The organism is Pseudomonas sp. MM213 (assembly GCF_020423045.1).
In the GTDB taxonomy this organism is placed as follows: Bacteria; Pseudomonadota; Gammaproteobacteria; order Pseudomonadales; family Pseudomonadaceae; genus Aquipseudomonas; species Aquipseudomonas migulae.
The window spans coordinates 1,319,559-1,331,651 of sequence record NZ_CP081943.1; the positions used below are offsets into that span (position 1 = coordinate 1,319,559).

A 12,093-nucleotide genomic window follows, 5' to 3' on the forward strand; every position below is an offset into this window, starting at 1 on the left:
AGAGAGCGTGTGATGAAACTGAATAAACAGAACCTGCACCACCTCGCACCCGAAGTGGTCCTGCCCGCCTACGCCCTGAGCGACGCCCGCCAAGGCATCGCGCACATTGGCGTCGGCGGCTTCCACCGCGCCCATCAGGCGTATTACACCGATGCCTTGATGAACACTGGCGAAGGCCTGGACTGGGCGATTTGCGGCGTCGGCCTGCGCGCCGAAGACCGCCGCGCCCGGGACGACCTGAAGGAGCAGGATTACCTGTTCACCCTGTTCGAACTCGGCGACACCGATGACACCGAAGTCCGGGTCATCGGCGCGATCCGCGACATGCTGCTGGCCGAGGACGGCGCGCAAGCGTTGATCGACAAACTGTCGAGTCCCGAGATCCGCATCGTCTCGCTGACCATCACCGAGGGCGGTTACTGCATCGACGACAGCAACGGCGAATTCATGTCGCACCTGCCGCAGATCCAGCACGACCTCGCGCACCCGGACTCGCCGAAAACCGTGTTCGGTTTTCTCTGCGCCGCGCTGGCCAAACGCCGCGCTGCGGGCACGCCGGCGTTCACCTTGATGTCCTGCGATAACCTGCCGCACAACGGCGCGGTCACCCGCAAAGCGCTGCTGGCCTTCGCCGCGCTGCGCGATGCAGACCTGCACGACTGGATCGCCGAAAACGTCAGCTTCCCGAATGCGATGGTCGACCGCATCACGCCGATGACCAGCACCGAACATCGCCTGCAACTGGCCGACAAACACGCGGTCGACGATGCCTGGCCGGTGGTCTGCGAACCGTTTGTGCAGTGGGTACTGGAGGACAAGTTCGTCAACGGTCGCCCGGCCTGGGAAAAGGTCGGCGTACAGTTCACCGACGACGTCACGCCGTACGAAGAGATGAAAATCAAACTGCTCAACGGCAGTCACCTGGCGCTGACGTACCTGGGTTTTTTGAAGGGTTACCGCTTCGTTCACGAAACCATGAACGACCCGCTGTTCGTGCGTTACATGCGCGCCTACATGGACCTGGACGTGACGCCGCAACTGGCGTCGGTGCCGGGAATTAATCTGACTGACTACAAGAACACCCTGGTGGAGCGCTTTTCCAATCAGGCGATTGCCGATCAGCTGGAACGTGTGTGCTCGGACGGTTCGTCGAAGTTTCCCAAGTTCACCATTCCGACCATCAACCGCTTGATTGCCGATGGCCGGGAGACCAAGCGTGCGGCGCTGGTGGTGGCGGCTTGGGCATTGTATTTGAAGGGCGTGGACGAGAATGGTGATACCTACGCCATTCCGGATCCTCGGGCGGCGTTTTGTCAGGCGCAGGTGGCCGATGATGCGTTGATGACCCAGCGACTTCTGGGGGTGGAGGAGATTTTTGGTACGGCGATTGCGCATTCGCCGGAGTTTGTCGCGGCGTTTGAGTGGTGCTGCAACAGTTTGCGTGAGGTGGGTGTGACGCGGACGCTGGAGCGGGTGTTGGCGTAAAAGCGGCGGTGAAATCACCGCCGTCATCGCGAGCAGGCTCGCTCCCACATTGGATCGGTGTCGTACACAAAATCCGCGTCCACTAAAGATCCCCTGTAGGAGCGAGGCTTGCCCGCGAATGGCTTCACCCCGATCGACCTGACACACCAAGGACCTCCCATGGCAAACCAACAACTATTCCTCGGCATCGACTGCGGCACCCAAGGCACCAAAGCCATCATCCTCGATGCCCGCAGCGGTCAGGTCCTCGGCCAAGGCGCCGCCGCGCACACATTGATCAGCGGCGCCAATGGCCGTCGCGAGCAGGACACATCGCAATGGCTGGAAGCATTCACTTCAGCCACGCGTCGTGCGCTGATCGCGGCAAACGTCGACGGTCAGGACATCCTCGGCATCGGCGTTTCCGGTCAGCAACACGGCCTGGTCCTGCTCGACGATCAAGGCCAGGTAATGCGTCCCGCCAAGCTCTGGTGCGACACCGAATCCACCTCGGAGAACGACCGTCTGCTGGCGCACATTGGCGGTGAAAAAGGCGCGCTCGAACGCCTCGGCGTGGTCATCGCACCGGGCTACACCGTTTCAAAACTACTCTGGACCAAGGAACAACACCCCGAAGTTTTTGCGCGGATCGCACACATCCTGCTGCCCCACGACTACCTCAACTACTGGCTGACCGGCCGCAGCTGCAGCGAGTACGGCGACGCCTCGGGCACCGGTTATTTCAACGTGCGCACCCGCCAGTGGGACTTGCAGCTGCTGCGCGACATTGACCCCAGCGGTCGCTTGCAAGCAGCGCTGCCGGAGCTTATCGACGCCCATCAAGCGGTGGGCACGATCCTGCCGGGCATCGCCGAGCACCTGGGCATCAACCCCAAGGCGCTGGTGTCCAGCGGCGGTGGCGACAACATGATGGGCGCCATCGGCACCGGCAACATCCGGCCCGGCGCGATCACCATGAGCCTCGGTTCCTCGGGCACGGTGTACGCCTATGCCGATCAACCGACCGTCAGCGCTGACGCGTCGGTCGCGACGTTCTGTTCCTCCAGCGGTGGCTGGTTGCCGCTGATCTGCACCATGAACCTGACCAATGCCACCGGGGTGATTCGCGACCTGTTCGAGCTGGATATCGAGCAGTTCAACACCCTCGTCGCGCAAGCACCGATCGGCGCCGAAGGTGTGAGCATGCTGCCGTTTCTCAACGGCGAGCGCGTCCCCGCCCTGCCCCACGCCACCGGCAGCTTGCTGGGCTTGACCATGACCAATCTGACGCAAGCCAATTTGTGCCGCGCCGTGGTCGAAGGCACGACCTTCGGTTTGCGTTATGGGCTGGACCTGCTGCGCCAGAATGGCTTACAAAGCCGCACCATCTGCCTGATCGGCGGCGGCTCGAAAAGCCCGGTGTGGCGCCAGATTGTCGCCGACATCATGAACACCAAGGTGATCTGCACCGAACAAAGCGAAGCCGCCGCCCTCGGCGCGGCGATTCAGGCGGCGTGGTGCAAATCCTGGGCAAACGGCCACGAAGACAGCCTCGCGGACTTGTGCGAGCGCTGCGTGAAGCTCGATCCGGCGAGCGAAACCCTGCCGATTGCAGAAAATGTAACGGCCTGTCAGCAGGCCTATGAACGCTATCAACAGCATGTCGCAACCCTTTAAAGAGTGAACAACTATGTATCTGGTGTGTGGCGAAGCGCTGTTCGATTTCTTCAGTGAAGACGACGCCAGCGGCCTGGCTTCAAAAGTGAACTTCAAGGCGATTGCCGGCGGCTCGCCCTTCAACGTGGCGGTCGGGTTGCGCCGCCTGGGCGTGGACGCGGCGCTGTTTGCCGGGTTGTCGACGGACTATCTGGGCCGGCGTTTGCAACAAGTGCTGCAGGATGAAGGCGTACGCCCGGATTACCTGGTGGATTTCGCCGCACCGACCACCCTGGCGATGGTCGCGGTCGGTGCCAATGGTTCACCGCAGTACAGTTTCCGTGGTGAAGGTTGCGCAGATCGGCAGTTGAAACCGGAGCATTTGCCGGAATTGGGGCCAGAGGTGCGCGGCTTGCACATTGGCTCGTTCTCGTTGGTGGTGCAGCCGATTGCCGACACGTTGCTGGCCCTGGTACAGCGGGAAAGTGGCAAGCGCCTGATCAGCCTTGATCCGAACGTGCGGCTCAATCCTGAACCGAACATCGAGCTATGGCGTTCGCGGGTTGCGTCGCTGGTTGAGCTGGCCGACCTGATCAAAGTCAGCGATGAGGACCTGAGCCTGTTGTATCCCGGGCAGGATCCGCAGCAGGTGATTGAAGGCTGGTTGCAGCATCGCTGTCAGGTGGTGTTCCTGACCCGTGGCGGCGAAGGTGCGACGGTGTTTAGCCGCAATCACGGTTCGTGGTCGGTGCCGGCCTGTCCGGTGAAGATTGCCGACACCGTTGGGGCTGGCGATACGTTCCAGGCGGCGTTGATTACCTGGCTGACCGAGCAGCAGCTGGATTCGGTCGAGGGCGTGCAATCGCTGGCGCCCGAGCAGATCGACGGGATGTTGAAGTTTGCGGTGCGGGCAGCGGCGTTGACGTGCAGCAAGACCGGGCCGGATTTGCCGTATCGGCAGCAGTTGGATTTGCGCTGAATGTAAGGGCCTCTTCGCGGGCAAGCCTCGCTCCTACAGGTTCTATGGCGCGACACCAACCTTGTAGGAGCGAGGCTTGCCCGCGAAGGCGGCCTCCCTGTCACAACACCGAAAAGTTGTAACTCACAATCAACCGCGTCTCATCCACATCCCGCGCAAACTTCTCGTAGTTGGTCCGGTATGTCGCGTTCCGCAGCCGCAGGCTGACATCCTTGAACGTCCCGCTTTGCACCACGTACTTGAGCTCGCTGTCGCGCTCCCACTCCTTCCCTTCCTGATCGCTGCCAAGCACCTTGATGTGGTCGCCGTTCACATAACGGGTCAGGAAACTCAGGCCGTTGATGCCGATCGACTTGAAGTCATAGTCATAACGCAGTTGCCACGAACGCTCCTGCGCGGCGGCGAAGTCATTGACCTGCACGTAGTTCACCAGGTACGGATTGGTGCCATCCAGGTACGGCATCGAGTTGTCGCCGTTCATGCGCTGCCAACCGGCGCTGAAGGTGTGGCCGCTGATGGCGTACGCGAGCATGCCGCTCAGTGCGCGGTTGTCGATGGAGCCGGCACGCTCGGCACCGCTGTCGGCACTCTTGAGCACGCGCAGATCAGCCTTGAGCACGCCCTCACCCAGCGGCTGACTGGCCAGCAAACCCACGAAGTGCTGGCGATAGATGTCTTCCAGCTCGGCGTAGTGATACTGCGCGGTCAGGCGCTCATTGATCTTGTAGTCGAAACCATACATGTCGAAGTGATCGGCGGTGACGTTGCAGGCGTAGCGCTTGTTCTTGCAGTGCACGCGGATGTCCTGGGCGTCGGTCGAGTCCCGGGCGGTGTACTGGTCCAGGCGCGCGGCCATGAACGTCAGGTCCTTGATCTCTTTAGAGGTGAGCTGCGCGCCGTTGAACATCGTCGGCAGCAAACGCCCGTCGTTGTACTTGAGCAGCGGCACGTCCGGCAGCAGCGCGCCGTACTTCAATACGCTGTCGGAGACGCGCACCTTGGCGGTCAGGCCAAGTTTAGCGTACTGGTCTTTCGAGCCACGCGGGTTTTCACCCGACGATGGCAGCAAGCCGCTGTTGCTGCTGTCGGCGCTGGAATCGAGCTTGAACCCGAGCATGCCCAGCGCATCGATACCGAAGCCGACGGTGCCTTCGGTGTACCCCGATTGCAGGTTAAGAATGAAGCCCTGCGCCGACTCTTCGCGCTTGGACGCGCCCTGTTCGGTGGACGTATGACCATCACGAAAATCACGGTTGAAATACACCGTGCGCGATTCGATCTTCGCCGTGGTGTCATCGAGAAAACCGCTCGCCTGAGCCTGGACGGTAAAACCGGCGCACAGGGCTAAAGCGCCGAAGCCGAGTGACTGGCGCGCGGTGATGAGTTGAAAAGGGGGACGCATGAAAAAGCTCCAACAGTGCAGCGTTTGCGCAAGGCGCAATAAGCCAGAAAATAGCTTCGCCCCGGACCAGGAACTGGCCAGGATGAAGGCGACACACGGGGGTGAGCGGCAATGATGGCAGAAGGCTTTTACCGGCTACAGACGACTTTAGTCGGAAAATGACTCCCTGTTCTGGCACGGCGTTGACCAGCGGGGGCAATTGATCGATGAGCCCGCAGGCGAAGATCCCCCGTGTTTATTGGTCGAAACCGTGCCATTAGGGGTTTTCCCGATGCCGGGGTACGCCCTCATCTACGGCATTTGCGCCTTGAACGAGGCGGTTTAATCCTGCACCATCCGCTCCTGCTTATCCAAAGGACGGAATTCAAGGCATGCTGGACGCAAACGCAATCCATATTTCCCTCACGCTGGAAGGCGTTTCCGCTGACCTTCAGGTACTCAGTTTCGTCGGTCGCGAAGCCCTCAATCAGCCCTTCTGTTTTGACATCGAACTGGTCAGCGCGCGCCCCGACCTGAAACTCGAAGAATTGCTGCACAAGCCCGGCTGCCTGACCTTCGGCGCCACCGGCGAAGGCATCATTCACGGCCTGGTCTATCGCATCGAGCAAGGCGACTCCGGCAAAAGCCTGACCCGCTACAGCATCAGCCTGGTGCCGCAACTGGCCTACCTGCGCCACAACCATGACCAGCAGATTTTCCAGCATTTGACGGTGCCGAAGATCATCGCCCAGGTCCTTGAGGCCCGCGGCATTCTGGCCGACGCCTATGACTTCCAGCTCGGCGCGATCTATCCGGAGCGCGTCTACTGCGTGCAGTACGACGAATCCGACCTGCATTTCATCCAGCGCCTGTGCGAAGAAGAAGGCATTCACTTCCACTTCCAGCACAGCAGCAGCGGCCACAAACTGGTGTTCGGCGATGACCAGACGGTGTTCCGCAAACTGGCGCCCGTGGCCTATCAGCAAGACTCGGGCATGGCCGCCGAGAAACCGGTGATCAAGCGCTTCAACCTGCGCCTGGAAACCCGCACCAGCCGCGTCAGCCGTCGCGATTACGACTTTGAAAAACCGCGCATCCTTCCCGAAGGCGCCGCTTCCAGTGCGTTCGCTCCGGACCTGGAAGACTACGACTACCCCGGCCGTTTCACCGACCGTGCCCGTGGCAAGCAACTGGCAACCCGCGCCCTCGAGCGCCACCGCAGCGACTACAAACTCGCGGAAGGCAAAGGCGATCAACCGACGCTGGTCAGCGGTCACTTCATGGCCCTGAGCGAACACCCGCGCGCCGAATGGAACGACCTCTGGCTGCTGCTGGAAGTGGTCCACGAAGGCAAGCAACCGCAAGTGCTCGGCGCCAACGTCACCAGCGACGTCACCCACAACAAAGACGATTTCCACCAGGGCTACCGCAACCGCTTCCTCGCCACGCCGTGGGACGCGCACTACCGCCCTGCCCTCGAACACCCGAAACCGCAAGTCCTCGGCAGCCAGACCGCCATCGTCACCGGCCCGCCCGGCTCGGAAATCCACTGCGACGAGTACGGCCGCGTCAAAGTGCAATTCCACTGGGATCGCGACGGCCAGGCCAACGACAACACCAGTTGCTGGCTGCGCGTCGCCACCGGCTGGGCGGGCAGCGCCTATGGCGGCATCGCCATCCCGCGTGTCGGCATGGAAGTGCTCGTCACCTTCCTCGAAGGCGACCCCGACCAACCGCTGGTCACCGGCTGCCTGTACCACAAGGAAAACGTCGTCCCCTACGACCTGCCGGCGAACAAAACCCGCAGCACCTTCAAGACCCTCAGCTCACCGGGCGGCAAGGGCTACAACGAATTCCGCATCGAAGACAAAAAAGGCGCGGAACAGATCTACCTGCATGCCCAGCGCGACTGGGACGAAAACATCGAACACGACCAGAAAATCCGCATCGGCAATGAGCGGCATGACACGGTTGAGGCGAAGGTGTTCAGCGAGTTCAAGGTTGAGGAGCACCGGATTACGCATCTGGATCGCAAGACTGAAGCGCGGGCGGATGATCACCTTACGGTGGGTGTAACCCAGCACGTCAAAGTCGGCACGGCGCAGTTTGTTGAGGCTGGTGAAGAGATTCACTACCACGCGGGTAATAAAGTGGTGGTTGAAGGCGGGATGGAACTGACGGCGAAGGCTGGCGGGAGTTTCGTCAAGGTCGATGCGGGGGGTGTGACGATCAGCGGGGCTGAGGTGAAGGCCAACTCGGGCGGTGCGCCGGGTGCGGGCACGGGGATTGCTCAGTTGCCGCCGGTGGTGCCGACGCCTGCCGATCAGGATCGTGCGGGGAATGTGGTGCAGGCGAAGTCGGTTCACTAAAACAGTTACAGCGAGCGAACGGGTCTTGACTCGATCGCTCGGCCACTTCGTCCATTGTGGCGGGATCAAATGAAGAATGTTGTGTCTGGCATTGGGCTTGTCATTTTTTGCGTTCAGGCATTGGCTGCTCAACCGCCGTTACAAACGATGATCGATTGCGAATTGGCAGGATCACAACACACGATTTCGCTGCTGCGTGGCTCGCCGATCATCGATTCCTATATTTACAAAACTCGCTACGCCCAAATGACCCGGTTTGTATACGACGATGCTGAGGCATCTCGAGGAAGCGAAGTGCAATGGCAATGTGCTTCAGATCAAAAAAATACAAACGTACTGGTGGTGTCGGGCGAGTTCACTTCTAACTATCTGCAAGGAGCTTTGTTCTATTTCGATTCAACGGACGGGAAAATCCAACGTATTGATTTCGCAGAAAGGAACCGTCCTCGCTGGATAAAAATTTCCGCTCAGGGTGCGCAGGTGATCTTTGAGAATACGGGTAATGAAAGCTCGCACAAATATTTGAGCTACGGAAAGAACGGGAGTTTTCTGGAATTGGACCAGTTTCCAGTGACCTCGAAGGGCGAGTCGTTAATACAACTGAACGCCTCCGAGCCTTGACGCGAGGCCCCTTCCATAAAAAATCCAGCGCCTATGGGCGCTGGATTTGTCAGTAAAGATCAAACGTCAGGCAGGTGTCTTCCAGCCCAGCATCCGTTGCTGCGCAACCTTGAGTAAATCGCAACCGTCCTGCGTCAGCAGGTAAAGGGCGTGCGTGATGTGGGGGATGTCCTGGACGTCGCCGTCTTTGAAACATTGGAGGTGGAGTGTTTCAAGTAGCTCGCTGGAGGCGCGGATGCGCTGGAGGGCGGCTTCGAGGATGTCTTGGGGGTTGGCTTCGGTGTCGATGACCAGAGGAGATGTTTCGGTGACGCTGCTTTTGATTGAACGGTGACGATCGGGGAACGGATTAATCGTTGTCATAGTTAGTTACTCGCCTGTTTTGAAGTAACCGCCAGCACCGTGACCAAACGATGGGAGGCGGACCGTGTACAGGTTTGGTCAACTGAGAACAGTAACTCAGCTCGCCCGAAGGCGTCCTGCACACAGCCGCCACAGCATTGCGCCATGCGAACAGAGATGTCCGCAAAGCGAATGATGTCACACTTGTATGCACTGTTTAATTTTCAGGTGACCAAACCTGTTCGCTGATTTTGCAGCGAGCCCAAACAGTAATCGCTACGCCCCATCAGCCGAAAGTCGACAAAGCATCCATCCTTGTAGGACGAAGCCGAAGCTACCGAAGATTCTTGCCCCAACGAAACGCCTGACAGAATCGTCCCTTACGACAGGCGGCATTCAGCCGGGTTAACCATTGCTTAACCCTGCGGTCCAAGACTTTACTGGACCGCACGCCCTCAGGTTCCTCTGACGCCCAGTGCGGCAGGTTCGACGTTCACTACGTCGAACTCTCGTTCCGTCCGCACCGGAGATTGCTCATGAATACGCGCATTTTGCTGGTTACCGCTGCCCTCGCCTGCACCGGGTTTACCGGGCTTGCCCAGGCCGACGACACCACTTCCTCACAAGCCGTGCCCTACGAATACGGGATGCCGCTGCACGTGGCCAAGGTGGTTGCGCTGACCGAACCTACGACGCTGGACTGCAAAGTCATTACGGCTGAGATGAAGTACATCGATACGTCGGGCAAACCCGCAGAGATCTCGTATCGCAAATGGTCGGATGCGTGCAGTTATCAGAATTGATAACGCGACACTCATGCTTTTCTGTAGGAGCGAGCTTGCTCGCGAAAAACGTTCGGATAACGCGTTTATTCAGAAAACACGCGTTATCGTTTACGTCCATCGCGAGCAAGCTTGCTCCTACAGGAGTGGGCTTAAAGCGCTTGCCGGTCGGGATGCAGCGTCTGCAGCGCTGCCCTATGCTGAATTTCGGTGCGCAGCTCGGCAATCAGGTCATTGATTTCCCGGCAGCCATTGAGTGTGCTGGCGTCTATGCCAGTGACCAATAGATCCACTTGATCGGTCTGGCCGTCGGCATACACCTTGATGCTCATCGACAGGTCGGGCGTCAGCGTGCATTGACAACGTTTCGGCAGAAAACTGCTTTCGATGATGTTGCGAAGTTCCAAGGCAGAAAGAAACATGGCGACCCTCTCCTTATGTGAGATTGCCAATCAGCTATCAATGCCGACTCAACTCATTCGCGGCCAGCTTCAGGACCAGATGAAGCATAAAACATGCCCCGGATTTCGCCGTGCAGCTCATCGGTAATTCAAAGGTTTAATGTGTCTTCAAGTAAATGAACTCATGCAGTCTGCAAGAACACCGCTTCTCGCCCCTGCAAATTGCAACCTGATGAGTCCGGGTTTGCATTGGCCGCCCATGGCAGTAAAAATGCGGCCACTCCCTTTAACATCCGCTGACCCTACTCACACGCAAGGAGGCATCATGGGTTCATTGACCCGAATCACTACCGTCGGCCTGATTGTTGCCGGGCTATCCGCCGTTGTTCACGCAGCCAAACTCGAAGACGTTGCACCGTTTCCCAAAGCCGAAAACGGCTTCACCCGCCAGGTCATTCACCTCGCCCCACAAGCAAGTGAAGACAACTACCAGGTCGAAATTCTCGCGGGCAAGACCTTGACCGTTGACTGCAATCGCCAACGCCTGGGCGGTATGCTCGAGGAGAAAAACCTCGAAGGCTGGGGCTACCCGTTCTACCGACTGGAAAAAGTGATCGGCCCGATGAGCACGCTGATGGCCTGCCCGGATGGCAAAAGCAAACAGGACTTCGTCCCGGTGGTCGGTGACGGCTTCAGGTTGCGTTACAACAGCAAGCTGCCGATCGTGCTGTATGTGCCCAAGGACGTTGAAGTGCGCTATCGGATTTGGTCGGCGTCGAGCACGGTCGAAAAAGCTGTTCAGGAATAATCCCCGCCCAAATGCAAAACCTGTAGGAGCAAGCTTGCTCGCGATAGCGGACTTTCAGCCACCAGATGTGTTGAATGTACAACCGTCATCGCGAGCAGGCTCGCTCCCACAGGGGGAACGGGTGATCGATTAGCGCCCAGCGCCCGCTCACGCTTACGCTGGGGCGTCGCTCAATGCAGCGCGCTCGGCGACGTGGCGCAAGCTGTCGAAGTTGATGTTGGCGCCGGAGTCGATGGCCACCAGCGTCTGACCACGCACGCCAGTCTGCGCCACGTACTTCTTGATGCCCGCCACGGCCAACGCGCCGGAAGGTTCGGTGATCGAGCGGGTATCGTCGTAGATGTTCTTGATCGCCGCGCAGAGTTCGTCATTGCTGACGGTCAGCACCTCATCCACGCAAAACCGGCAGACCTCGAAACCATAAGCGCCGATCTGCGCGACGGCGACGCCATCGGCGAACGTACCGACGTTGGGCAGGACAACACGCTCGTCTGCCTGTAAGGCGGCGCGCAGGCACGCGGAATGTTCCGACTCGACGCCAATGATGCGGACTTCAGGCCGCAGGTATTTGACGTACGCGGCGATGCCCGCGATCAGGCCGCCACCGCCCACCGGCACGAAGATCGCGTCGAGCGCTCCTTGGTGCTGACGGAGGATTTCCATGGCGACGGTGCCCTGCCCCGCGATCACGTCCGGGTCGTCGAAGGGCGAAACGAAGGTGCGGCCGGTTTGTTCTGCGAGGTTCAAGGCGTACGCCAGGGCAAACGGAAAACTCTCCCCGTGCAGCACGGCATCGGCACCACGGCTGCGCACCCCGAGCACCTTCAATTCCGGTGTGGTGGCGGGCATGACGATGGTCGCGGCAATCCCCAATTCACGCGCCGCCAGCGCCACGCCCTGGGCATGGTTGCCTGCCGAGGCGGTGATCACACCGCGCGCCTTCTGCTCATCGCTGAGCTGTACCAACTTGTTGTAGGCGCCACGGATCTTGAAGGAAAAAGTCGGCTGCAAGTCTTCGCGTTTCAACAGGATCTGATTGCCGAGGACTTCGGACAGCGCCGGCGCTACTTGCAACGGCGTGCGTACCGCCAGTTCGTACACCGGCGCGGCGAGGATCTTTTTGACGTAATGCTCAAGCAAGCTCTGCTGGGCGGGTGTGCTGTTCATGGTCGTCTCCTGACGTTGATCAGAACCCAAGAGACAGAAAGTAAAAACCCGCCTCTAGGGCGGGTTGGGTGCTGCAGTCGTGAGCTAGCCCGCCAAATAAGGAATGGCGGTAATAATGCTTGG

At 59.5% G+C, this 12,093-nt stretch carries 10 protein-coding genes and 1 pseudogene; 7 read left to right on the top strand and 4 right to left on the bottom strand.

The window, feature by feature from the left end; genetic code table 11:
• Positions 1–12: 12 nt before the first annotated feature.
• From K5R88_RS05865 to K5R88_RS05875, 3 genes are all read left to right on the top strand, one after another.
• Entirely contained in the window at positions 13–1,485 is a 1,473-nt protein-coding gene (locus K5R88_RS05865; RefSeq protein ID WP_226299420.1) for a mannitol dehydrogenase family protein, read from the top strand.
• 159 nt (positions 1,486–1,644) lie between these two features.
• A complete protein-coding gene (xylB, locus tag K5R88_RS05870) occupies positions 1,645–3,141 on the top strand; it encodes a xylulokinase (protein ID WP_226299421.1) in 1,497 nt (498 codons plus the stop codon).
• Between the two features lie 13 nt (positions 3,142–3,154).
• Complete coding sequence (locus K5R88_RS05875) at positions 3,155–4,099, top strand: carbohydrate kinase family protein (RefSeq protein ID WP_226299422.1); 945 nt, start codon at positions 3,155–3,157, stop codon at positions 4,097–4,099.
• A gap of 100 nt (positions 4,100–4,199) precedes the next feature.
• On the opposite strand, the gene K5R88_RS05880 is transcribed toward K5R88_RS05875, so the two are convergent.
• Positions 4,200–5,501 carry an OprD family porin gene (locus K5R88_RS05880; RefSeq protein WP_008044248.1) on the bottom strand — a complete coding sequence of 434 codons (1,302 nt, stop codon included), beginning with the start codon at positions 5,499–5,501 and terminating at the stop codon, positions 4,200–4,202.
• 371 nt (positions 5,502–5,872) lie between these two features.
• Here K5R88_RS05880 and K5R88_RS05885 point away from each other — a divergent pair, with 371 nt between their 5' ends.
• Together K5R88_RS05885 and K5R88_RS05890 are read left to right on the top strand one after the other, a co-directional pair.
• On the top strand, positions 5,873–7,849 hold the full coding sequence (locus tag K5R88_RS05885) for a type VI secretion system Vgr family protein (RefSeq protein ID WP_226299423.1): 1,977 nt from the start codon (positions 5,873–5,875) through the stop codon (positions 7,847–7,849).
• A 69-nt stretch (positions 7,850–7,918) separates the two neighbouring features.
• Positions 7,919–8,470 carry a hypothetical protein gene (locus K5R88_RS05890; RefSeq protein WP_226299424.1) on the top strand — a complete coding sequence of 184 codons (552 nt, stop codon included), beginning with the start codon at positions 7,919–7,921 and terminating at the stop codon, positions 8,468–8,470.
• Between the two features lie 66 nt (positions 8,471–8,536).
• On the opposite strand, the gene K5R88_RS05895 is transcribed toward K5R88_RS05890, so the two are convergent.
• Complete coding sequence (locus tag K5R88_RS05895; protein WP_226299425.1) at positions 8,537–8,833, bottom strand: hypothetical protein; 297 nt, start codon at positions 8,831–8,833, stop codon at positions 8,537–8,539.
• A gap of 515 nt (positions 8,834–9,348) precedes the next feature.
• Here K5R88_RS05895 and K5R88_RS05900 point away from each other — a divergent pair.
• Positions 9,349–9,615 (top strand): DUF2790 domain-containing protein, encoded by a 267-nt coding sequence (locus K5R88_RS05900; protein WP_008044241.1) that lies wholly within the window; start codon positions 9,349–9,351, stop codon positions 9,613–9,615.
• 131 nt (positions 9,616–9,746) lie between these two features.
• Here K5R88_RS05900 and K5R88_RS05905 read toward each other — a convergent pair whose 3' ends face one another.
• Entirely contained in the window at positions 9,747–10,016 is a 270-nt protein-coding gene (locus K5R88_RS05905) for a DUF1652 domain-containing protein (RefSeq protein WP_008026579.1), read from the bottom strand.
• A gap of 304 nt (positions 10,017–10,320) precedes the next feature.
• On the opposite strand from K5R88_RS05905, the gene eco reads away from it, so the two are divergent.
• On the top strand, positions 10,321–10,803 hold the full coding sequence (eco, locus tag K5R88_RS05910) for a serine protease inhibitor ecotin (RefSeq protein WP_226299426.1): 483 nt from the start codon (positions 10,321–10,323) through the stop codon (positions 10,801–10,803).
• A 165-nt stretch (positions 10,804–10,968) separates the two neighbouring features.
• Here the strand turns inward: eco and ilvA are convergent.
• Positions 10,969–11,970, bottom strand: a pseudogene (gene ilvA, locus K5R88_RS05915) (threonine ammonia-lyase, biosynthetic); the annotation flags it as partial.
• Positions 11,971–12,093 lie beyond the last annotated feature (123 nt).